Here is a 22,615-nt window from a genome sequence, read left to right as displayed (position 1 = left end):
TTTTGTTAATAACATTTTATTACTATCAAAATTAACAGAAAATCCAACGAGGGTCAAGTAAATTTTACCTTTTTTACTGGCAGATTTTTATTTATTGAATTTGGTTCGATATCAAAGTGGAGCATACATCGCCTAAAGACCGTTTCACTGCTACGTCCATGCTTAGTTGAAGAAATCCATCAAATGGTACACTTTGGAAATAATACAGGTTATACTAAAGGGGATGATTAAAAGAGAGAAAATGGAATGCTCGAAGCAATAGAACTATCAAGCTCCCTCACCATACTCTTTCTAAAGATGTAAGCTCACAGCTCAGCAATGGAGGTGAATTATATGGATGATAAAAGAACAAAAATGGAAACATATTTGAAGACAAAGGATATTGCTAAACGTAATACCTTATTAAAGCAATTAGTATTTGACTTGCCAGAGGAAGGAAAGGACTTTTTTCTAAAAGTCTTTAAAAAAGAACGGTATTTGGATATGCGGCTTACTGCCATTAGAGGATATGCTGCCTTTGCAAGCGAAGAAGAGGTTGCCCTTTTAATGAATAAGATGTTGGAAATCTTAAAGAAGCGTCCCGAAAGTACACCATATAATTATCAGGAATATGAAATCTTAAGGTCAGCTTTTTTGTTACCCTACCTGCTAGAAAAATATTCTTATGACTGTTTTAAGAAATTTAATGAACAGTTAGAGAATCAGTACGATGCCATGCCCGAAGTTTTCAAAGGCATTTTCACATGTGACGATAAAGGTGAACATATCCAACTAATACCCCCAGCAGTAGTACGAAAAAAGATTGAAAATTTCCTGCATGGGTGAACAACCGTACTAATGCGTAGTGGAGCGAGCAATCTTTTTTGACATCCCGTTCGCATTATTCAAAAGAAATTAATTTCACCCCGCTATCACTTGATATCCGATTACTTCTATAGAAATTCCTTATTGAGCTATCAGGTGCGTTAATTTAATACCAATTGGACTTGCATGTATGACTTATCTGCATCTATGCAAGTCCTTTTTAAATCGTTCTCACAACTTCCCATGTACGTAGCACCTTTTACTCCACTACCTACCGATGGCATACATGGTTTCATATTGTTAAACACATATATATGATGCTTACTAATCTGTTAACATCTAGCTTGAAATGCTACTTTAGAAGAATTGTTCTGTTATATTTATTTAGGCACCTTGTGGGCACCTTTTTTTCTATACTTTTAAAACAAATTTATGGAGCTTGTCCCCACTAAACTTTAAGGACTTTTTAGGATAATTCTCTATTATTCAAAATCAATAATGATTTTTAATGCATTCTCTTTCGCAGCATGAGCGAATGTTTCATACGCTTCAATCATTTTATCAAATTTGAAACGATGTGTTGCTAATCCCTCTGGCTTAATCTTCCCTGTTTCCAACGTTTTAATTAGCATTGGCGTTGTGCTTGTGGACACTAAGCCCGTAGAAATTGTAACGTTACGAATCCATAAATCTTGTAATTGTAGATCGACAGGTTTGCCATGCACACCAACGTTTGCTAAACGGCCTCCGGGTGATAAAATACGTTGGCAAATATCGAATGTTGCAGGATAGCCTACAGCTTCAATTGCTACGTCCACCCCACGACCTTCGGTAATGTCAAAAATTTTATCAATTGCAGCTTGCGCATCACGTGAATTGATTGTATCTGTCGCACCAAATTTCTTAGATTCTTCTAAACGGTTATCGTCGAGATCTATCATAATGATTTTAGAAGGTGAATAAAATTGCGAAGTTAATAATGCAGACATACCGATTGGGCCAGCACCTACAATGGCTACTACATCACCAGGTGATACTTGACCATTTAATACACCAATTTCCAAACCAGTTGGTAAAATATCAGAAATCATTACAGCTGCATCATCTGAAATCCCTTTAGGAATGTGATAAAGAGAATTATCTGCATGTGGTATATGAACATATTCTGCTTGAGTACCATTGATTAAGTGACCTAAAATCCAGCCACCGTCTTCACAGTGTGCATATAATGATTTTTTACAATAATGACATTTACCACATGAAGTCACGCAAGAAATAATTACCTTATCGCCCACTTTGAAGTTTGATACGCCTGTGCCTACCTCTTCTACGATTCCTATACCTTCATGACCTAAAATTGTCCCCTCTTTAACGGCAGGTACATCGCCGCCTAAAATGTGTAAGTCCGTACCACAAATTGTTGTTTTTACAAGACGAACAACTGCATCGCCATCTTTCATTACACGTGGTTTTTCAACTTCACGCAATTCCTTTTTACCTGGTCCCACAAATACTAGTGCTTTCATTTAGAATGTCTCCTCTCTCAATAGATTTTGATGATTAGGCCTACTAAATCCTAATACACCATAAATATAATTAATTCTTCCGAAAACGTCAATTATTTGGACATTTTAAGTTAATTTTTATAACATCATATAAAGCCTAACAAAATAGCTTCCTTAAATGGCATCATATATGCCATTTAAGGAAGCTTTCATCTTCTCATTATGTTCATTTTAAATCGCGGATGGAAGCATGACCACTACTCAGTCTATTTTACCCAAACTTTATATCTCTTACCTTTATCTATTGTGATTTCTGCAAGAACTCTGAATTCATTCATCTGAGCAAGTCTAAAAGCTAAGGAATAAGCAATTTTATAATCTGGTGTGTCATAACCATCATACAGTCTTGCATAAATTTCATTTCCTATTGAATCGGCCCATACATCTGCTTCGTATAAACTATCAAATATAATATTTTCTCGTTTCCATTTAAGTGGCATCTTTTATCCTTCTATCTAGTAAATTTATTTTACTGCACATTCAAGGAAAATCAGTGTAGTATTTTTAACACCGTTAATCGCGGTAGGGTTAAGTGCGAACCAGTTAAAGTTAACTATATCACCGGATTTAAGACCATAATTTTCACCTAATACCTGATAATTTTTCATACTACCATGAAAACTATAATTCGGACTTTCATAGTGAGACGCGTATGGTGAATTAATTCGAACACCATTTACAGATGCACTTACTTACATTTACTCCAGGTCTGGATAGTTCGTAAGCACTTGGTCTTATGTAAAATCCCCATTGTAGTGAACGATTAACCGAACTAGCGTTTGTTTGTATCATCACATAAGAGCGTCCATCAGAACTACTGAAGGTTCCTGAGCAAGCACGAACCTCATCATCATACCCCAAGAATATACTTTAAATATAATTAATTCTTCAGAAAACGTCAATTATTCGGACATTTTTAAGTTAACTTTTATAACATCATATAAAGCCTAACAAAATAAGCTTCCTTAAATGGCATTATATATGCCATTTAAGGAAGCTTTCATCTTCTCATTATGTTCATTTTAAATCGTGGATGGAAGCATGACCACGTCGAAGTCGATTTTCCGTACCTGTTAAAAATGGCACAATTGCTTGTAAACACTCCTCATCATACAAATAATCCTTATAAACAATTGGTGGTAATAACAAGTCTTTTTCTTTACTTGCTTCTTTGCAGTGCTCGATAAACGTTGGTTGTAGGCTTGTATACAATACGACTGGCATTGCAAATTGGGCATACGCTTTCTGTAGTGCCTGTACAACTAAGTTTTCATTCATTGATTGATCAAAGCTAAATCCTGTTAACTTCTTTGTATGTACATCTATAATCGATGCCATATAAACCCAGCCCTGATGCCACGTTGGTACATAACTTACATTGATTACCCACTTTTCGTTCGCTCTTGTTGTTTCAAATCCCATATTTACTATTGGCTCCTGCGCTTTTACTACTTGTACTTCCTTAGCTTTTTTTAACACCCGCTGTACTTTTCGCAAACTTCCTTGAAAGCCTCGCTTTTTTAATCTTTCATATAGCTGTGCACCATTGTAAAGTTGTCCATCTTCAATAAAAATCTGCTCAATTTCCTCTAATAATACCTCTGATGCTGACTTTGTAGGTATGTCTGTTGCTTTTTTTGGTAAAGCGCTGTAATAAGTACTTTTCGGCAAGTCTAGTAGCGCACAAAGTACTTTAACAGCATATTTTTCACTTTCTCGTTCTATATAGTCAATTATATCTATTTCAGCTATTTGGTTGCGAATATGGTTATAGCCTTTTTTAAAATATCAACCTCTTGCTTTAAGCGCTCGTTTTCTTTTTGCACGCTTAATACCTCTGCCTTAGTCATGTCAACTACACCATCAACAGGTGCGTATAATTTAATCCATTTATAAATTGTAACCTCTGATATACCATATTCGCTTGATAATTTACTTACAGCAGTGCCGAGGCGATATTGTTTAACAATTTCTAATTTAAAATCTGATGAATATCGTTTTTTCCTCATTCTTAGCCCCCCCATTTTCTATTTATCATAGTAGCTAGTCATATTTATGTCTAGATAAGGTAATTGCCCCGTTTAATTATCTTCCATTTATTCTCATGATTTTTTAATTCCTATTTGAAAGTCGGTATTAAAATTAAACACCATCATTCTGAAGCTTATCGAAGGTTTTATTTAACCATACAGCAAACAAACTCCTCATTCTCTTCAAACTGTGAATAATGAGCTGACTCTTTTACGATTTAAGATTTAATTAAGGTCGAATTAAGGTTTAAATAAAATGTATGTAATGTTGAAAGTGTATTCTAACTTTTGCAGACAAAAATTAGATAATAAATATGCAAAAACTATTAGTCTACAAGGAGAAAATACAATTATGAAAAAAATCTTACAAGCAAAAAATGTTCAGAAAGAATTCGGTTCTAAAGGTAATGTATATAGAGCATTACAAGATATTAACTTAGAAATTAATGAAGGTGAATTTGTAGGAATCATGGGCCCTTCTGGAGCTGGAAAATCAACTTTATTAAATATTTTTTCAACTATTGATATTCCATCATCAGGAGACATCATAATTGATGGTAAAAAAATTATGATGATGGACGATGAACAATTATCAGATTTCCGTCGCGATAAATTAGGATTTATTTTCCAAGATTACAATCTACTTGATACATTAACGGTGAAGGAAAATATTTTACTTCCACTAGCACTTGCTAAAGTGCCAGAAAAAGAGATTGAAAAACGCGTCGATCATATTGCAGATTCATTTGGCATTCGTGAAATTTTAAATAAGTATCCGTATCATATTTCCGGTGGACAAAAACAACGTGTCGCTGCATCCCGGGCAATTGTAGCAAATCAAAGCTTGATTTTAGCGGATGAACCAACAGGAGCTTTGGATTCAAAATCCGCAACTAATTTACTTGAAAGCCTCAGCATTTTAAATAAAAAAAATAATGCAACCATCATGATGGTGACACATGATGCATATGCTGCTAGCTTTTGCAAACGAGTGATATTTATTAATGACGGAAAACTTTATAAGGAACTTCATAAAGTAGAGAAAACACGTAAAGCATTTTTCCAAGACGTATTAGATGTTCTCGCTTCTCTCGGAGGTGGTCATAGTGACATTATTTAATATCGCTCAAAAAAATATGAAGAATAATTTTAGTAACTACTTTTTATATTTCGCATCCATGATTTTTAGTATAGTGATTTATTTTACATTCGTTTCTTTAAAATATGATAAAACAATCTTAGCTACTTCTGATGGTTCACCCAAAATTAGCGCTGCGTTTAGTGCTGCGTCTGTTGTATTAATGATATTCGTAGCCATTTTTATTTGGTATTCAAATGCTTTTTTTACACGAAAACGGAAAAAAGAAGTTGCACTTTATTCGTTACTTGGTGTTCGTAAAAAACAAATTGGCAAGATGTTGTTTTATGAAAACTTTACATTAGGAATTATTGCACTTGCAATCGGAATAGCTCTTGGATCAATACTATCGAAGTACTTTGTATCCCTATTAATGAAGGTAATGGGACATGATACCTTGACGAACTTTTCAATTTCCTTTGCAGCGATTGTTAACACAATCATTGTATTTATGATTATTACTTTATTCACATCATTTCAAGGATACAGAGTTATTTACCGTTTTAAACTAATTGATTTATTTCAGGCAGAAAAACAGGGTGAGTCAGAGCCGAAAGCATCATTTTTCTTAGCATTATTGTCCATTCTTCTTATTGGTATAGGATACTGTATTGCTTTACAAAATTTAGTGACATCAAGTATTTGGAAAACACTTGGGATGGCAATTACCCCTCTTATTATCTTAGCAACGGTCATAATAGGTACGTATCTCTTATTCAATTCAGTAACTGTTTATCTGTTAAAATTGGCTAAAAAAAATAAAAAGAGTTACTGGAACGGCATTAATATTATTGGGATATCACAGCTCTTATACCGTATTAAGGGCAACGCACGAACTTTAACAATAATTGCAGTATTAAGTGCTACAACATTATCTGCAGTTGGTACGTCGTACAGCTCTTATTACAACAACAGACATAATACACAGATGGCAAATCCAAACAGTATCATGTTTACTGTGACAGACAATACCGTATCAAATAAGATAAAGGAAATGATTTCTAACGATATTCATCATCAGATTATGTACCATGAAACGATTCCAACACTTGAAGTAAATGTAGATACTACAAATTTGTATAATTATGGTGATATGCCCTATACACTTATTACTGCAAGTGATTTTAACAAATTAGCTATTGATCAGAATCGAAAGGATACTCTTTCATTAAAAGGAAATCAGGCTGCTGTCTTAGATGCAGCATACATGGAAGGCTATTCACCCCAATATATAGGTACTGAAGTGTCATTTAAAGTCAATGAGTTTGAACAAAAAATATCATTTACTGATTTAAAGAAATATAGCGTATTAAACTCCAAAACCGTTTTTAATGTCCTTGTAGTCAGTGACGAGTTATTTACTGAATTAGTAAAAGTAGCTCCACCTCTGCACATGGAGGTTTATAAAATCACAAATGAAGATGATGCAGAGAAATTAACAAAAGAAATAAAGTCCTTTTTACCTGAAGAAGCCAAATTCTCAAATTTTTATTCAGATTACTCAAGTGGTTTAGAAACTTCAGGTTTAATGATTTTCATGAGTGGTTTCCTAGGGCTAGTTTTCTTAGCAGCAACAGGCAGTATCATTTACTTTAAGCAATTAACAGAAGCAACATCAGATAAAGGGCGCTACGAAATTTTACTCAAAATTGGTGTAAAGAAAAGAGAAATTTACAAATCCATAGCCAAACAAAATTTATTTATTTTCGCTATACCATTACTTGCTGGAATTGCTCATAGTGCTGTTGCCTTAACGGCTTTGTCAAACTTATTGCAAACCAATTTAGTCGTTCCTGTTGTTATATGTATTGGTGTATATACAGGTATTTACATTATCTATTACTTTTTAACTGTAAAAACTTACTATAAAATAGTCTTAAAAACTAAGTAAAATACTTGAATAGCGAATGGAAAAATAATTTGCTTGTAATTGTTTTATAGTATTCAAATTTTATATAGTGTTGGATGGTTTAATTGAGTGACTATGGTGCTCTCTTACCTACAGAAATTGCTTTCTAAAACAATTCTTACGAAAAAGTAAGAGAGAAGAACAAAGCTTTGTATGTACCTTGAAAAGAGAACAAATCTAAAGAGCATGTTTTGAAAAAAGATTAATCAAAACATGCTCTTATTTAGTATGCTAGATTAAATTCTAAAATAGAAAAATTTGATTATTATTGAAACCCCTGTTGCACTAATCCGAAAGCTTAAAAAGCATCTCATAACCATCCTATTATTACTTCATCATGACAAAATTCAATTACATATCTTTACTAGAAAGCATTGAGGATATTATGGATATTGGATAGTCCGTAATTTTTGGTTTCCTTTTAAAGAAAACCACCCATTAATTGAGTAGGAAAAAGGAGTATCTGAATAGCTCAACACTTTTCCTCTTAAGCATCCGTTAGTTAAACTATAATTCTTCACAAATTCTTTATTCGCAATAAGTGATGGATACCCTCATTTGTTAATTTTCTCTTATTGTTCAGTAAATCAGTTATCGCTCGTAGTTTCTTTCACAATCATTCTCTCCATCCAACCTGCAATAAATCTTTCTTATTTTCCTTATCATTATTATGACTGAATTCTATAGAGAGCGTTTAAAGTTAGTTTTAGCTATTCCCTGATACCTTATACATATTCGGTAAAGCTCTAAGTGCATATGGACTGATAATCCCCATTCCACCTGGTTTATATCCTAAGTTTAATCCCGAACCGTAATAGTAACTCTGCCAAACTAACTTACTGCAGTATGTTTCTGATTTGTCTGCATATGTTAATCCTGCAACAGAGAAGATTGAATATGGAGCTATGTAAGATGTATCAGTTCCATAATAACGAATAAAATCCATTGATTTTTGTCCAGCTTGTTGAGCCGCAGTTTGATTGGTATGTCTCCAAACCTCTGTAACTGGGTATCTAGTTTCCCATTGGGTTAAAGTTATTTTCTGTATTGGTTGATTTGGGCCTGGAATATGGACAGCATACAAATTCCCATCAGCAGACCTACCGACTATTCCTGCATGACCAGTAAACCCCCATGAACTTGTACTAGTAGTAAATAAAATATCGCCTTCTTTATAACTTGAAGCTTCAGCAGATACAGTTGATAGCATAAATGCCACTAAAGCAAAAAAAAGAGCAACAAATAATAGCTTTATTTTATCATTTGAATTATTTAGTTCTAAAACTCCCAAGATTATCTCCTCCTATTATTAATTTGTATTTCGTATAATAGATTAATATAAATTTGCTACGGATAGAATAGATAATTGTTATTAAACGATAATTTTCTTAGACTTATTTAGTTAACAAATTATGTATTTAATAAAAAGGTCATATTCACTATCCATAACTGTGAAATAACACTGATTTACTGTAAAAATTCCATTAAATTAATCTAGTTAGTTATAATAGTTTTGAAAAAATCTAGTATTCCTTCTTCAATGGATTATTATTAATTATAGTCATTTAGTGATAAATGGATTTGTAATATCTCCAAGGACAGGATCTAAAGTAATAACGGGACCATTAAATAGTAGAGCTTTGATTTATACTGACTTCATTTTGACATGTATAAGTAATTGTCTTTTTTATGTTTACTATGCATAATTGTAGTAACCAAGTATTATTTTTAGGAATGATACAAGTCCATCGACTAGCGGAGGTTGATGAGGTATATTATGTGAAGAAGCTACAGAGCAATTTTTCTTAATAAACATAAAACATAAACATTAAGAAGTCCTGATTATGTAATTGAAGAGCAATGTTATGATGTGGGATTTCAAAAATATTAAAAAAATTTCAAAACATAATCTTATAGTAAAGGGATAGAAATTCATGACAAGACAAAAAAATGATCCACGTGTAATTAGAACTAGAAGGTTATTAAAGCAGGCATTAATTGAACTAATGGAAGAACAAGCCTTTGAGGAAATAAAGGTACAAGATATTTCTGACCGAGCAACAGTAAAACGTGTTACCTTTTATCTTCACTATAAAGATAAGAATGAGCTTATGATACAATGTATCGATGAAATTTTAAGTGATTTGCGTGAGAAAGTAAGTGTCAACGTATCACTTTTAGATAACTTTGATTATTTAGAAGAATACCCTCATCCAAGTTTTGTTCAATTATTTCAACAAATTGCAGAAAATTTCTCTTTTTATAAAGCCTTCCTTGTTACTAACCGCATTCCTTATTTAGCTTCGGGACTGTTAGAAATTATACATGAGTTTGTTTCTGAAGGGATTAACCAAATTGAACCTAGTGAGCAAAATCTTACAGCTAAAAGAGATTTAATAATCAAATATGTGGAATCTGCCTTTTTGGAAGTTATTATCTGGTGGATTAAAAACAACTTGCATTATTCTGAACATGAAATGGCTTTTCAATTAATGAATTTGTCTATTAAAGGACCTTACAAAAATAATCCTCTGAAAAACAGAGACGAATCGTTTGCTGAAAATAAGTTAAATAAAAAGCCGCTCAACTAAATGATCGACTTTTTACTTGATTTGTAGTTTATAAAGTAGTTATTGTTTTTCTTTATAGCACATGTGCCACCGGCTTAATATTAAATGGCTGTCCAACCTCCATCAATAACTAATTCAGCTCCGGTCATGAAACGTGATTCATCAGATGCAAGGAATAGTACTCCGTAAGCAACATCTTCTGGGTTCCCGAAATAAGGAAGCTGAGTGAATGTTTGATAGAATGGTAAAGCCTCCTTAAATGAATCAGCAGTCATAGGTGTCTCAATAATACCAGGGTGAACGGAATTTACTCTTATTTTATCTTTTCCATATTCTACAGCAGCTGATTTAGATAAAGAGCGTAATGCCCCTTTTGCAGCAGTGTATGGACTTGATCCAGCCATACCCACTATCCCACCAATAGATGAAATATTAATCAAAGAACCACCACCGGCTTTTTGCATCTCTGGAATTACATATTTCATCCCAAGTACACAGCCGTTTAAATTAATATCCATTACTTTATTCCATTCATCCATTTCCATTTGAGTCATCGTTTTTGGACTGGCTACTCCAGCATTATTGACTAGTACATCTACCTTACCGTAATGGTTTATAGCTTCCTGAATAACATCTTTCCACCCTTCCTCAGATGTAACATTATGCTTTAACCCAATTGCATCTCCGCCATTTGCTTTAATTTCACTAATTACCTCTTTTAACAAATCATCTCTAATATCCGTTGCTACTACTTTTGCTCCTTCACTTGCGAAAAGCTTAGCTTCCGACGCTCCCATCCCCAGTGCTGCACCAGTGATAATTGCTACTTTACCTGTTAAACGTCCCATTATAATCATCCTTTTCAAAAAATTAAATATCATCTCAGACTTTTAAAAAATAGCTTTTACAAAAATACTTCATGTATACCTAGGATATTTATATTATACATTACATATATATATATTGTGAAGTTATTTACACCGTGTTAATTAAATATTATTTTGGAACATGATTATCGACCACCCCATTAGAAGTGACCGTATGTTTTGTGCAGGTCGCTTATAAGCCTTCTGGTTATTCACGTACGTTGTTAGGTCTTAAGAAATTAACTTTCATGGTAGTTTAAGATAGAACGCAAGATTATGATATGAAGAAAAGCCCATATTCCTCTTACAATTACATAAAACAATAAATTGATTGCGTACCCTGCATAAAAAGCTGTATAAATAATCTTCATTAGAAAAGCCAAGAAACATTGATTTAACAACGCTTCTTGGCTTTTTGATGTGTTTCCAAACTTTCATTCGGGAACGATATTAACATTTTCTAGAATATAAAAATAAGTAATCTTGTAACCAATCGAGTTAACCAAAAGGACTTTTTAAAATATCTCTTCATTGAAGAAGTATCAGTTAAAATGAAATGATTTAACTACTTTTTAGCATTTATTACTTTGTATCCAACAAATAAGATTAAAAACCAAACTGGTGCGACATATAGGGCAACACGCATATCTGGAATAAACGCCATTAACACAATAACCATTAATAAGAATGCAATGGCAATATACGTAGAAAGTGGATAAAGCGGAATTTTGAATTTCAGTTCGGCTACTTCCTCTTTCGTTTTTGACTTTCTAAATTTCAATTGTGCTAATAAAATAATCATCCAACTTGTAATGACTGCAACAGTCGCAACAGCCGAAATATAGATGAACACTTTTTCAGGTACTACATAATTTAAGACAACTGCAATTAATAACACCGCTGAAGAAAATAAAATCCCTCTACGCGGACTACCGTTTTTACTTACTGTTTTAAAATATTTTGGAGCATTTTTTTGTACCGATAAGTTGTGTAGCATACGTCCTGAACCGTATAAACCACTATTAAATGCAGACATTGCTGCTGTAATTACAACAAAGTTAATAATGTGAGCCGCAGCAGGGATGCCGACGTAATCGAAAATTTGAACGAACGGGCTACCTTCTGAACCAACTTCGTTCCAAGGATAAATAACCATCATAATGCCTAATGCACCAATGTAGAAAATTAAAATACGCCAAACGATGTTGTTAATAGCTGAAGGAATTGACTTGCTAGGATTTTTTGCTTCTCCTGCAGAAATACCAACTAATTCAACCCCACCGAATGAGAACATAACTAATACTAGGGACATTAAAATACCATGGAAACCGTTTGGCATGAAGCCACCGTGGGCCCATAAATTATCGAAGCCAATTGCTTCACCGTGGTTGCCGACACCGAAGAAAATAATGGCTAATCCAAGAACGATCATACCGATAATCGCAACAACTTTAATCATCGCAAACCAGAATTCGAATTCTCCGTAAGCTTTTACATTTGCTAAGTTTACAAGCATCATAATAAAAAGTACTACAAGGGCAGTTACCCATTGTGGAATATCAGGGAACCAGTAGTTAATGTATACACCGACTACTGTTAATTCTGCCATGCCAACGACAATCCACATGAACCAATACGTCCAACCAGATAAGAACCCTGCAAAGCGGCCTAAATATTTATTCGCGTACGTACTGAACGAGCCTGATACAGGTTCCTCTACTGCCATTTCCCCTAGTGCACGCATAATTGTGAAAATAACTAATCCGCCAATTAAATAAGCTAATAAAATAGATGGCCCAGCCATTTGAATTGTTGAACTAGAGCCATAAAATAAACCGACCCCAATGGATCCGCCAAGTGCAATTAATTGCATGTGACGAGTACTTAATCCGCGCTTTAGCTGTGAATCTTGATGATTGTCTTTCATAATGTCTTTCTCCTAATACGTTTAGATTTTCAAATACTTTGCTCAAAAAAGGAATAAAAAAAAACGCCCTTTTGGATTAACCAAAAGGACGATTCAACTCGTGTTACCACCTTTAATTTATAAGCAATTCACATTACTTACCTTAAGAAGTACGGTCATTCGACGATACTCTCGCACATGATTACGGGTGCTTACCGGCGTAGCCTACTTAGAATAATCTTTTCGGTACACGGCTCCAAGATGAATTCTCAATCGTTTTACATGCACCTCTCATCAACCGGTAACTTTCTGTTCGTAAAAATAATTGATACTATTTCTTTTCATAGCCTTTGTTCTATACAAATATTTTTGAATTGTTTTTCATTTTACAGAAAAAAATTATTTTGTCAATATAATTTCCGAAATTTCTTCATAATCCTCTTAATTTATATATAACAATTTACTATATAAATACAACTCACCACTTAAATATATAAGCTAAAGGAAATATTTCAACAAATGTTAGGTAAATTTTTTTTAAGAATGTTATTCAACAATCTGGCCTTTTAATAAAAATGAGCGCTGATTCTTATAACAGAATCGCGCCCGATTGTGGGAGTTATAAGCATATTTCTTGTTTAACTAGTGCACCCCGTTAGTTTAATAAGAAAGCAACTCTGATAAAGAATACTACATACTTATGATACCGTTCACCTTAATATAGTTAGTTTCCATCTTCTATATATATCCTTACCAGCGATTCATCGCTATTTTCACCAAAACAACGTATAATAAGAGAAGCAGAAGAAGAATTCATTTTTCCTCTAGTTAAAAAAAGAGGTGCTATTACTTGAAACAGTTTGAAACAGCATTACCTGAGCAGTATGAAGCATTAAAAAAACAAGCCAATTATACGTCTAGCTGGCGAGAGCGTTTAGATGCAGTCGAAATATTATCGGCTTATCAACATGACAAAATCATAGATTTATTAAAAAATCGTATGCAGAATGATACTGTCAACAAGGTGCAATTAGCCGCCTATGAAGCACTTGTGGCGCTTGGCGAGGACGTAGAGAAGCCATCACCTGCACGTTTTGATATTATCAAAGGAACAGACAAAATTTTCCTTCGGGTAAAAAAGAGCTTGCCGAAGGACCATACAGTGACAGACTTTGCGGATAAACTAAAACGTATGCGTTTAGATGTCTTTGATGCGTATGAAGGTGACAAAGGGAAAGAATTTATGAACTGGTTAGAGGAACGTTGGGCAAAACTGTAATCAGTAGTTTTGCGATTTAAGAAGGAAAGTCATTCTCTCTGCTTGTGGAGGGAATGACTTTTTCTTATCTTTTTTTAATGATAGTATAAACAGCTTATTAAACTAACCTGCTCCGTTAGTTCAATATTAACGCAATTGCTAAAGATAACCTGATTAGAGAAATACCCATTAGCACCATATTATTAAAGTGGTGGATTTTCCACCCCAAAATGAATCCAATCTTCTTTTGGCGGACCATAAACCCCAAAAGGTTTTATTCCTGCTTGTCGCATAAGAATAGTAACCTGTCCACGATGATGAACAATGTGCTTGATTAGACCCATTAAAATTCGAGCATTTGATTGTTCTCTTCCAAATGCATTTTGTACTTGTTTCAGAGAATCATCTGTCCATTGTTGTTCAATAACTTCGGCTGCATAAGAACTTATTTTTTTAAAGGTTTCAGCGATTTCCTTTGCCGATGTAGGGACGCTCTCACCATTTTCAAAACAATCTATCTTCAACCCGAAATCTGCTAAATATTCTGGGATATTAGTCGTTAAATGCCATGCAATCCTTCCCAAAGTACGACCTTCTGGATAAACTTTTTGTTTTAATGAATTATCCGTTAAATTATCCATCACTTTTTGAGTTAGCATTGCTTCACAATTCCATTCTTCAATAAAGTCTAAAATCGTTTCAAACATAATTAATTCCTCCACATTCCATTCAATTGATAATTCTAAGACAGCTGTAATGAGTTATTTTTTACCATTCACTTCCATATTATCTGTTAGGAAAATCTAATTAGACTCTCATCTCCCTTATTCTTTATCTATTTGTGATTATATATTATGATGGTGACAACTTATGTCACTGTTATTTTTTGGAGGTATGTATGTCAAAGGCAAAAAGATTAAATGAAATGATAATGATGGTTAATCGAAAGAAAAGATTTACCGTTAGGGAATTAGCGCAAGAATTTGGGGTTTCAAAAAGAACCATTTTAAGAGATTTGCAAGAATTAAGTGAGATGGGTGTCCCATTATATTCTGAAGCAGGGCCTCATGGTGGTTATCAAGTCCTAAATGAAAGAATTCTCCCTCCAATTGCTTTTAGTGAAGACGAAGCTATCTCTATTTTTTTTGCGATTCATGCTTTAAGACACTATATTTCCCTTCCTTTTGATACTGAGTATGAATCAATAAAAAAGAAATTTTATTTAACTCTTTCGGGAGACATAAGAGATGCGATTGATAAAATGAAAAATCGAGTTGATTTTGTATCTGTTTACCAACAGGAAAAAATCCCGTTTTTAAAGCGATTATTGGAGGCATCAATCGAACAGGAAGTACTTAAAATAAAATATGAAAAAAATGGGGAACTAACTTATAGAAGTATTCAACCAATTGGTATTTATGCAAATGGAGGAAAGTGGTATTGTCCATCTTATAGTTTTTTAAATAAGGATTATCGAGTCTTTAGATGTGATCGTATAACATCCGTAGAACGTGATGAAAAGAATGGCCCTATAGATTTATCAAATATTTATTTAAAAAACCGTTTTAGCCTTATTAAGGCTAAAGAATGTACATTCCAATTAAATGTGGAACTAACTAATAAGGGAGTGGAAATGTATAAATCCGAAAAATGGGCAAATATAGGATTGTCTAAAAGAGAAGATGGTACAGGTATTTTGAATGGTAATATCTCCAAAAGTGATATTTACTTTTTTTGTAATTATTTAATTACTTTTGGTGAAGAAGCACTTATTAAAAGTCCTTCTGAATTAATTGAATGTATGAAGGAAAAGTTAAATAATATTTTAAATAAGTATAATTAACTAAAAATTAAACTCTTATACTCAAATGGAACTTACATTTATAAATAATATAAATCAAAATGTAAGTTCCATTTGTAATTATTCCATTAAATGGCCCTTTAATGAAATCGAGAACATTCCATAGATATTATTCAGATTGAGGTAACACTTTAATAAGATCTTTTGGTGATTCCATTTATGACTGTTAATTTCAACTAAACTGCTGCGGATTTAAGAGTCATCCTTCTGAATCTAGTCTTATGCGAAATATTTTTTGAACTAACTTCCGTACATTCTAAATACCCTTTTTCCTCACTTCAAGTGAATGTTCAATGATTAAGTCAAGTAGCTTATGATAAGGAATACCCGCTCCCTGTGCACTTTTTGGCAGTAAACTATTTTTCGTCATCCCTGGTAATGTATTAACTTCCATCACATAAGGGATACCATCTTGCATCATCATGTCGATTCGGGCGTAAACACTACATTTTAATGAATTATAGCAAGTCATAGCAGCTAAAGAGACACGGGCATGTGTTTCGGGAGGGAGCTGGACCACCTCTTCAATCGTAGCCACATCATTATATTTGGAGGTATAATCAAAAAACTCTCCCTGATGACGAATCGAAATCACCGGTAAAAGCTTTCCATCCAAAATGGAACAAGTGATTTCCTCTCCCATAATTAGCTTTTCAATTATCACTTCGGAATCCCATTTGAATACTTCCGCAATAGCTGGCTTTAGTGTTTCTTTATCATAAACCATTTTGACTCCCACACTTGAACCGCCTGAATTAGGTTTCACAACTAGTGGAAAGCCCATTTTGTCTAGTTCATCCATTTTAAGTTCTTCCATGTTCGTAAGGTGAACCCAATCCGGTGTGTGCACGCCTTCAAAGCGGATGATTTTTTTTGAGATATTCTTATCCATGCATAAGCTACTGGACAGAATGCCACTCCCTGTATAAGGAACTCCCATGGTTTCAAGAGTACCTTGAATAGTACCATCCTCACCAAATTGGCCATGCAGCGCCAGTAGTGCAATGTCAAGATCGTTCACCTTTTCCACTAAGTCTTCTTTGTGCTCTATGTGAATCGGTACAATTTCATAGTTATTTTTATCTAAATGTGCGATCATTTCTTCACCTGTCATAATTGAAACTTGCTTCTCGGAAGAAACCCCTCCCATAATTACGCCAACTCTCATTTTTCTAGCCCCCATAATTATTTTTTAACGTATCGCCTATGATTTTTATGCCCTGAATAATCTCTCTTTCATTCAGCCTAGAAAATCCTAATCGTAAAGTATTGTTTCCACTATTGTCCGTGTGAAAAACACTACCAGGTAAGAAAACAACGCCCCTTTGATAACATTTTTCTAAAAGTTTTCGTGAATCAATGTGGTCTTCTAGTTCTATAAAAATGTGAAGTCCTCCGTCACCAGTTAGTCGTTTGAATGGAATAAATTGCTTACAATAACTAACGGTTATTTCATACTTTTTCTTATAGACTGATTTAGCTTTTTTTATATACTTCTCAAAGTATCCATCAATCAAATATTGATATAACACAGCTTGATCTAATGTAGACGTATGAATTGTTCGAGCTCTTTTCATACTTTCTAAGTAATTAATCAAATCTTTATCTGCCAATATCCAGCCAATCCGTAAACCAGGAAAAAGAATTTTAGAGAAGCTGCTAATATAAATAACATTATTTCCTTGTCCAGCGAAGGATGCCAATGATGCGAGATGTGACCCTGAATAACGTAATTCTTCGTTAAATCCATTTTCAATGATAGGAAGATGATATGCAGAAAACAAATCCATGATTTCTTTCCTTTTTTTTGAAGACGTTACGATTCCAGTTGGATTATGGTAAGACGGAATTAAGTACGCAAAATCATATTCTTTTTTTGATAGGTTTTTTTCTAGTTTAGTAATATTTACACCATCATTATCCATTTCAATTCCATCAATTTCGAAGCCATGTAATCGAAAGAGCTTAAGAGCAGAGTCATTAGTTGGATTTTCACAAATAACACGGCCGCTCTTTTTATTTAAAGAGGATAAAATGAGATCCAGACCTTCCGTGAATCCATTGGTAATTAAAATATCTTTATTTCGAGTGTCTACTCCTTTAATTTCCATGTAGCGAAGCAAGTATTCGATAAGTGGTTTATAGCCTTTTGCATATCCATAGTTAAGAACAATGTCTCCTTCAATAGACATTCGATTTAAAAAAGCCCGTTTAAAATTTTCTATATCAAAAAGCTTTTCATCGGGTGCGATGCTATTAAATGAAATAATTTCCTTATCCCAGCGTACACCTTGCTTTTTAAGGTCCAATTCATCTGCCAAAAAGGTTTGTTCGTTAACTTTTTCAGTCCAATTTAACTGGATGGATGGGGATTTGATTATCTCAACATGACTGACAAAGTTTCCCTTTCCCTTTACCGCATAGATAAGCCCTTCTTGTTCCAGATCCGCATAAGCTGTTAGAACGGTGTTTCGGCTAATTGATAATAAAGAACAGAGTTCACGAGTGGATGGAAGCTTTTGATGCTCAAGTAAATGCCCGTTGGTTATCATTTTTTTTAAATATTCCTTAAGTTGGATATAGACAGGACGACCTTCCGTAATCTTAAAATCGTTAAACACTCCATTCATCTCCTTACTAACATTTTTACATTCCTGTACTGATTTCAAAAGGTCCACCCAATATGTATTTTTACTGTCTGGTGGTAGCTGTGTGGAACTATCATGTTTTTAAATATCCATTTGTTCATTTTATTTTAATACAATATTTTGAAACTTGAAATTTAAAGTAATTATTATGACAGTGCATCTAGTGAAGTTGGAAAAACTTTAATATGCCATTCCATTTGAACATTATAAATAATGCTGAAATTATGCGAATTTCTTACTAAACAATCATACCTACTTCATGAAGAAAGACCCTTTCCTTATCAAGGAAAGCGCCTAATTGTTGAATATCTTAATTCCAATCCCTTGTTGAATTAAAGCCTCCGTTGGTTGAATAAGAATGTTTATTCATTACTCATTTTAAAGAAATCCTCTGGATACAAATAGTCATCTTCAACATCTACATCTGAGTATCGAGTAAAAACAGACTCAAACTAATCATTTTCAATAAGGAAGTCAATAACTTCATAAATTCGTTCTTTACTTGCAATATCTATAAGAAACATATCGCTTGACCAAAGATATGCACCTATCAAACATTCGCCTGTCTTTACATTCTTCTCTCTCAATGTCTGTATGTTTTTGTAGGTGAAAAAACTCGCAATCCATTTAGAACGGTCAGAGAAAGTTACGATGACATCAAGGTTAGCATCTTCAACATTCCATTCACTTTCAGCCCATTCTTCAGCTTCAATCCATATGTGTTTATTGTTTGTTTCTTTCAAAAGAACACCACCTTAAATTAGTTATTGAACTAAACTGCGCCGTTAGTTTAAGTACTTCTCATCACAATCACAACTTAAATAATTATGTGAATAACAACAATTATGTAATGAAAAACAAAATAAATATATTGATAAACGATAAAAAATAGACTACTATCGTATTAAATCATATTATTATTAAATCAGTGAGGTGCTTCAAATGGATGTTAAACTAAGTTCAACTTTTTTCTTAAAGACCGTTGCTTTTCTAATTGGAGTTGCGGTACTTGCTGTATGTATATATTGGTTACCTCAAGCAGCTATTCGAGATGCGAAAATGCGTCCAGGAGATTACTCGATATATCCATTGTTAATATGCGCTTATGGAGTATGCATTACGTTTTCTGTTGCGTTGTATCAAGCATATAAACTATTGAGTTATATCAATATAAACAATGCTTTTTCTGAGTTATCCCTTAAATCCTTGAAGGTTATAAAAAAGTGTGCTTTTACAATAATTATCTTCATTTTGTTTTTAATCGTTTACTTAAGGGTTTTTGCTATGTTCACGGGTGAAGACGCAGCAGGTCCGATAGCACTTGGTCTAATAGGAATTTTAGTAACAGCTATCATTGCTGCCATTATAGACGTACTTCAAAAGCCCATAAAAAATATCCTAGAAAAAATGTAGGTGTTTATTTTGCAAGTATAATAACTACTTCCCCTACTGAATTATGACCCTTAAATGAAAAATGGACGCCTATTCTTTTTTGAAAGGACACCATAAATTTAGCTATTATATTAAGTTAAGCAGCTAGAAGGGTTGAAATCGGTATTGTACCGAGCTCAATCCTTTTAATTCCTCTTTTATACGTTTGTGATTATGTATTCAATATATAGTTCAAGTTCACGCTTATTACTCCACAATCTGGCCCGATTGGAAATAAAAAAATCCTGCATATCAACACATGGATTTTTAATCATCTTTATTTTTAAAAACGAACTTTGTTATCTCAGCCTCCTGTTTTTGTCCTTCGAATTCTACTTCAAACTGAACATTCCTCTTATCTTCCAGCATATTTTTCACTCTTTTCAAAACATTTATTTCACTATCAATTCATGCTTTTAAATCCTCTCTAAAACTACTTATTTATCTGTGAATCTTTCTCATTATTCTTGGTAGTACTGTCCATTTCCTTTTTCCATACCAGTTCATCATGTTCTAGATTTATTCTGAAAATAAGGTGGCATAAAACTAATCCACAGATTCCAACTTTATTTGCTCTATACGTTTCACACGAAAATTTACCAACAAAAATTTGACAATTAAACCAATACGTTATATGGTTAATTACACAAGTAATGAACCAATTAACTAGGAGGTGGATTGTGATTTATTCTTTAAGCAATGAAAAACCAATCTTCCAACAAATTCGGGAACGGATTGAAGATGCAATTCTTGATGGGCATTTACAATCTGAAGATCGCATTCCATCGACAAATGAATTTGCCAAGGAGTATCAAATAAATCCTGCAACAGCAGGAAAGGGTGTGAACGAATTAGTGGAAAAGGGTGTCATTTATAAAAAACGAGGCGTTGGCATGTTTGTTAGTATTGACGCACGCAAGATTTTAATAGCAGAACGTAAGGAAATCTTCTTTGCACAACATATTGAACCGTTGAAAAAAGAGGCAATACGTTTAGGTATCTCAGATGAAGAATTACAAAATATGTTACAAAGGGGATAACTTATGAATATCGATGTGAAAAATGTAAGCAAATTATATAAGCAGAAGCCTGCTTTAAAAAATGTATCGTTTACTATAGAAGGACCAAAAATCATCGGTTTTTTAGGCCATAATGGTGCTGGTAAAACAACATTCTTAAACCTTTTAGCGGGACTTATTTCTACAACTGAAGGGCAAATTTGTGTCAATGGTGAGAATGTTTTTAATGCTTCTGCTATATTACGAGACATTTGCTTTGTTGCAGAGAGTGGGAATTTTCAAGAAGATATGACAGTTGCGCAAAGTTTAAAGACTAATAGTTTTTTCTATCCAAAGTGGGATGAACAGCTTGCAAATGAACTACTTCAAGTGTTTGCACTTAATCCAAAAGATAAGGTACGCACTCTCTCCAAAGGGATGGTATCTGCACTCGGTATTATTACAGGGTTTGCCAGTAATGCTTCAATCACGATTTTCGATGAGCCTTACATTGGATTAGACGCAGCTGCAAGAAATACTTTTTATGATTTATTAATCGATCAACAAATAGAAAATCCAAGGCTATTTCTTTTATCAACCCATTTAATAGATGAAGCTAGTAAATTATTCGAGGAAATTCTTATCCTCCATGAAGGTGAATTATTGCTTCAAAAAACAGCAGAAGAATGGGAAAAGTATATTGTTGCAGTAAAAGGAAGCGCACAAGATGTCGAGCCAGTAATAAAAAATTTAAAAGTAATTTATAAACATACTTTTATGCAGGAGATGACAGCCGTTGTGTATGCCAGTGGTCAGCCTATTGAAGATGATAACATCATACTAGAAAATGTATCTTTACAAGACCTATTAGTGTATTTAAGTAAACAGCAGAAAGCGAGGTTAGTGAAATGAAAACAGTACAGGGTAGCTTATACGTCCTTTTTCAAAGCTATAAAAAAAGTAATATTATTTTTTGGTGCATTCTGTTTTCAATCGTCATACTGTCATTTTTTATAGACACTTTTTTTGGGCAGTATGTGTCCTTTGCCATGACGATTTCAATACCTGTCTATATTTTTTATAGTGTGAAGGGAGCGAAAATTTTAAATAAAACATTGCCCTATTTTTTAAAGCTTGGCTTAAGTCGTATGCAGTATGTATGCAACGTTGGCTTATTTTTCATCGTTTGGAGCCTTGCTGGTGCATTCGTGATCGCTTGTACGCATAAAATTATTACCCTCGTTTCTAACCTATTTAATTATAAAAATATGATTATTATCCACCCTATTTTATTTTTCAGCAATTCTGATTCCTTTTTTTTAACAATGTCTATGGATACTGTGTTACTTCTACTCTGTCTAATTTCAAGCTTACTTTTAAATGTCGTCTATTACCGCTTCGGAACATTAGGTGGCTACAGCTTTATTGGTGTACTTGCGTTGATTCCGATCATGATGGTCATTTTCGAATGGTATACACCGCTGTTTGAATTTGTATCAGAGGTTTCTACTTTTACTATCATCGCTAGCTTACTAGTTATTATTATTTTCATCTATATCTTAATATTAAGTGCATTACGAAAAGCTTCTGCAATTCCATCATAAAACGGGGCATGAAAACATTAAATAAAG

21 protein-coding genes, 1 pseudogene and 1 other annotated feature are annotated in these 22,615 nt (G+C 33.6%); of the genes and pseudogenes, 10 read left to right on the top strand and 12 right to left on the bottom strand.

Annotated elements, in window-relative coordinates; all coding sequences use genetic code 11:
- Positions 1–333: 333 nt before the first annotated feature.
- Complete coding sequence (locus tag ACIQXJ_RS02600; RefSeq protein WP_403049276.1) at positions 334–825, top strand: hypothetical protein; 492 nt, start codon at positions 334–336, stop codon at positions 823–825.
- 461 nt (positions 826–1,286) lie between these two features.
- Here the strand turns inward: ACIQXJ_RS02600 and ACIQXJ_RS02595 are convergent, their stop codons facing one another.
- The 4 genes from ACIQXJ_RS02595 to ACIQXJ_RS02580 all read right to left on the bottom strand — a co-directional run bounded on the left by ACIQXJ_RS02595 (position 1,287) and on the right by ACIQXJ_RS02580 (position 4,378).
- Positions 1,287–2,330 (bottom strand): zinc-dependent alcohol dehydrogenase family protein, encoded by a 1,044-nt coding sequence (locus ACIQXJ_RS02595; protein ID WP_403049273.1) that lies wholly within the window; start codon positions 2,328–2,330, stop codon positions 1,287–1,289.
- Positions 2,331–2,575: 245 nt separating this feature from the next.
- A complete protein-coding gene (locus ACIQXJ_RS02590) occupies positions 2,576–2,809 on the bottom strand; it encodes a hypothetical protein (RefSeq protein ID WP_403049270.1) in 234 nt (77 codons plus the stop codon).
- Positions 2,810–3,386: 577 nt separating this feature from the next.
- Complete coding sequence (locus ACIQXJ_RS02585) at positions 3,387–4,040, bottom strand: DDE-type integrase/transposase/recombinase (protein WP_403049267.1); 654 nt, start codon at positions 4,038–4,040, stop codon at positions 3,387–3,389.
- A 77-nt stretch (positions 4,041–4,117) separates the two neighbouring features.
- A complete protein-coding gene (locus ACIQXJ_RS02580; RefSeq protein ID WP_403049264.1) occupies positions 4,118–4,378 on the bottom strand; it encodes a transposase in 261 nt (86 codons plus the stop codon).
- Between the two features lie 373 nt (positions 4,379–4,751).
- Between ACIQXJ_RS02580 and ACIQXJ_RS02575 the strand changes: the two genes are divergently transcribed.
- Positions 4,752–5,519, top strand: coding sequence for an ABC transporter ATP-binding protein (locus tag ACIQXJ_RS02575; RefSeq protein WP_403049261.1), 768 nt, complete (start codon positions 4,752–4,754; stop codon positions 5,517–5,519).
- Positions 5,506–7,428 carry an ABC transporter permease gene (locus ACIQXJ_RS02570; RefSeq protein ID WP_403049258.1) on the top strand — a complete coding sequence of 641 codons (1,923 nt, stop codon included), beginning with the start codon at positions 5,506–5,508 and terminating at the stop codon, positions 7,426–7,428. Before ACIQXJ_RS02575 ends, ACIQXJ_RS02570 begins: the two co-directional genes overlap by 14 nt.
- Before the next feature lie 724 nt (positions 7,429–8,152).
- On the opposite strand, the gene ACIQXJ_RS02565 is transcribed toward ACIQXJ_RS02570, so the two are convergent.
- Positions 8,153–8,737, bottom strand: coding sequence for a hypothetical protein (locus ACIQXJ_RS02565; RefSeq protein ID WP_403049255.1), 585 nt, complete (start codon positions 8,735–8,737; stop codon positions 8,153–8,155).
- Positions 8,738–9,380: 643 nt separating this feature from the next.
- Here ACIQXJ_RS02565 and ACIQXJ_RS02560 point away from each other — a divergent pair.
- Positions 9,381–10,037, top strand: coding sequence for a TetR/AcrR family transcriptional regulator (locus tag ACIQXJ_RS02560; protein WP_403049252.1), 657 nt, complete (start codon positions 9,381–9,383; stop codon positions 10,035–10,037).
- Between the two features lie 80 nt (positions 10,038–10,117).
- Here the strand turns inward: ACIQXJ_RS02560 and ACIQXJ_RS02555 are convergent, their stop codons facing one another.
- Complete coding sequence (locus ACIQXJ_RS02555) at positions 10,118–10,864, bottom strand: SDR family NAD(P)-dependent oxidoreductase (protein WP_403049249.1); 747 nt, start codon at positions 10,862–10,864, stop codon at positions 10,118–10,120.
- 583 nt (positions 10,865–11,447) lie between these two features.
- Positions 11,448–12,809: an amino acid permease gene (locus ACIQXJ_RS02550; RefSeq protein WP_403049246.1), complete on the bottom strand. Its 1,362-nt coding sequence runs from the start codon at positions 12,807–12,809 to the stop codon at positions 11,448–11,450.
- Between the two features lie 81 nt (positions 12,810–12,890).
- Positions 12,891–13,142 (bottom strand) — a binding site (T-box leader).
- 496 nt (positions 13,143–13,638) lie between these two features.
- Here ACIQXJ_RS02550 and ACIQXJ_RS02545 point away from each other — a divergent pair.
- On the top strand, positions 13,639–14,067 hold the full coding sequence (locus ACIQXJ_RS02545) for a HEAT repeat domain-containing protein (RefSeq protein ID WP_403049243.1): 429 nt from the start codon (positions 13,639–13,641) through the stop codon (positions 14,065–14,067).
- A 182-nt stretch (positions 14,068–14,249) separates the two neighbouring features.
- Here ACIQXJ_RS02545 and ACIQXJ_RS02540 read toward each other — a convergent pair whose 3' ends face one another.
- Positions 14,250–14,753: a DinB family protein gene (locus tag ACIQXJ_RS02540; RefSeq protein WP_403049240.1), complete on the bottom strand. Its 504-nt coding sequence runs from the start codon at positions 14,751–14,753 to the stop codon at positions 14,250–14,252.
- Between the two features lie 191 nt (positions 14,754–14,944).
- On the opposite strand from ACIQXJ_RS02540, the gene ACIQXJ_RS02535 reads away from it, so the two are divergent.
- Positions 14,945–15,889: a helix-turn-helix transcriptional regulator gene (locus ACIQXJ_RS02535; protein WP_403049237.1), complete on the top strand. Its 945-nt coding sequence runs from the start codon at positions 14,945–14,947 to the stop codon at positions 15,887–15,889.
- Positions 15,890–16,163: 274 nt separating this feature from the next.
- Here ACIQXJ_RS02535 and ACIQXJ_RS02530 read toward each other — a convergent pair whose 3' ends face one another.
- The 3 genes from ACIQXJ_RS02530 to ACIQXJ_RS02520 form a co-directional block, all read right to left on the bottom strand.
- The gene (locus tag ACIQXJ_RS02530; protein ID WP_403049234.1) at positions 16,164–17,075 is read right to left on the bottom strand and encodes a D-alanine--D-alanine ligase; all 912 of its coding nucleotides are present in this window, start codon (positions 17,073–17,075) and stop codon (positions 16,164–16,166) included.
- Positions 17,076–17,079: 4 nt separating this feature from the next.
- A complete protein-coding gene (pdxR, locus tag ACIQXJ_RS02525; RefSeq protein WP_403054807.1) occupies positions 17,080–18,528 on the bottom strand; it encodes a MocR-like pyridoxine biosynthesis transcription factor PdxR in 1,449 nt (482 codons plus the stop codon).
- A gap of 479 nt (positions 18,529–19,007) precedes the next feature.
- Positions 19,008–19,298: a hypothetical protein gene (locus ACIQXJ_RS02520; RefSeq protein WP_403049231.1), complete on the bottom strand. Its 291-nt coding sequence runs from the start codon at positions 19,296–19,298 to the stop codon at positions 19,008–19,010.
- Between the two features lie 199 nt (positions 19,299–19,497).
- Here ACIQXJ_RS02520 and ACIQXJ_RS02515 point away from each other — a divergent pair, with 199 nt between their 5' ends.
- Positions 19,498–19,968: a DUF2975 domain-containing protein gene (locus ACIQXJ_RS02515; RefSeq protein ID WP_403049228.1), complete on the top strand. Its 471-nt coding sequence runs from the start codon at positions 19,498–19,500 to the stop codon at positions 19,966–19,968.
- Positions 19,969–20,091: 123 nt separating this feature from the next.
- Here ACIQXJ_RS02515 and ACIQXJ_RS02510 read toward each other — a convergent pair.
- A pseudogene (locus ACIQXJ_RS02510) lies at positions 20,092–20,192 on the bottom strand (IS3 family transposase); the annotation flags it as partial.
- Between the two features lie 474 nt (positions 20,193–20,666).
- On the opposite strand from ACIQXJ_RS02510, the gene ACIQXJ_RS02505 reads away from it, so the two are divergent.
- Genes ACIQXJ_RS02505 through ACIQXJ_RS02495 form a run of 3 tightly spaced genes read left to right on the top strand, consistent with a single transcriptional unit; the run spans position 20,667 to position 22,588 of the window.
- Positions 20,667–21,026 carry a GntR family transcriptional regulator gene (locus ACIQXJ_RS02505; RefSeq protein WP_401009365.1) on the top strand — a complete coding sequence of 120 codons (360 nt, stop codon included), beginning with the start codon at positions 20,667–20,669 and terminating at the stop codon, positions 21,024–21,026.
- A gap of 3 nt (positions 21,027–21,029) precedes the next feature.
- Complete coding sequence (locus ACIQXJ_RS02500; RefSeq protein ID WP_403049225.1) at positions 21,030–21,896, top strand: ABC transporter ATP-binding protein; 867 nt, start codon at positions 21,030–21,032, stop codon at positions 21,894–21,896.
- Entirely contained in the window at positions 21,893–22,588 is a 696-nt protein-coding gene (locus tag ACIQXJ_RS02495; RefSeq protein WP_403049222.1) for a hypothetical protein, read from the top strand. The genes ACIQXJ_RS02500 and ACIQXJ_RS02495 overlap by 4 nt, the downstream gene beginning before the upstream one ends.
- The last annotated feature ends 27 nt before the right edge of the window (positions 22,589–22,615 follow it).

The organism is Lysinibacillus sp. NPDC097868 (genome assembly GCF_044761135.1).
Lineage (GTDB): Bacteria > Bacillota > Bacilli > Bacillales_A > Planococcaceae > Lysinibacillus.
Note: the sequence above shows the minus strand (reverse complement) of the source record. Positions and strands in the feature narration are given on the sequence as shown.

Bases quoted from the DNA above. Each gene is read 5' to 3' on its own strand.
- ACIQXJ_RS02600 (WP_403049276.1), top strand. From the start codon at position 334: ATGGATGATAAAAGAACAAAAATGGAAACATATTTGAAGACAAAGGAT.
- ACIQXJ_RS02595 (WP_403049273.1), bottom strand. From the start codon at position 2,330: ATGAAAGCACTAGTATTTGTGGGACCAGGTAAAAAGGAATTGCGTGAA.
- ACIQXJ_RS02590 (WP_403049270.1), bottom strand. From the start codon at position 2,809: ATGCCACTTAAATGGAAACGAGAAAATATTATATTTGATAGTTTATAC.
- ACIQXJ_RS02580 (WP_403049264.1), bottom strand. From the start codon at position 4,378: ATGAGGAAAAAACGATATTCATCAGATTTTAAATTAGAAATTGTTAAA.
- ACIQXJ_RS02575 (WP_403049261.1), top strand. From the start codon at position 4,752: ATGAAAAAAATCTTACAAGCAAAAAATGTTCAGAAAGAATTCGGTTCT.
- ACIQXJ_RS02560 (WP_403049252.1), top strand. From the start codon at position 9,381: ATGACAAGACAAAAAAATGATCCACGTGTAATTAGAACTAGAAGGTTA.
- ACIQXJ_RS02555 (WP_403049249.1), bottom strand. From the start codon at position 10,864: ATGGGACGTTTAACAGGTAAAGTAGCAATTATCACTGGTGCAGCACTG.
- ACIQXJ_RS02550 (WP_403049246.1), bottom strand. From the start codon at position 12,809: ATGAAAGACAATCATCAAGATTCACAGCTAAAGCGCGGATTAAGTACT.
- ACIQXJ_RS02540 (WP_403049240.1), bottom strand. From the start codon at position 14,753: ATGTTTGAAACGATTTTAGACTTTATTGAAGAATGGAATTGTGAAGCA.
- ACIQXJ_RS02535 (WP_403049237.1), top strand. From the start codon at position 14,945: ATGTCAAAGGCAAAAAGATTAAATGAAATGATAATGATGGTTAATCGA.
- ACIQXJ_RS02530 (WP_403049234.1), bottom strand. From the start codon at position 17,075: ATGAGAGTTGGCGTAATTATGGGAGGGGTTTCTTCCGAGAAGCAAGTT.
- ACIQXJ_RS02515 (WP_403049228.1), top strand. From the start codon at position 19,498: ATGGATGTTAAACTAAGTTCAACTTTTTTCTTAAAGACCGTTGCTTTT.
- ACIQXJ_RS02500 (WP_403049225.1), top strand. From the start codon at position 21,030: ATGAATATCGATGTGAAAAATGTAAGCAAATTATATAAGCAGAAGCCT.
- ACIQXJ_RS02495 (WP_403049222.1), top strand. From the start codon at position 21,893: ATGAAAACAGTACAGGGTAGCTTATACGTCCTTTTTCAAAGCTATAAA.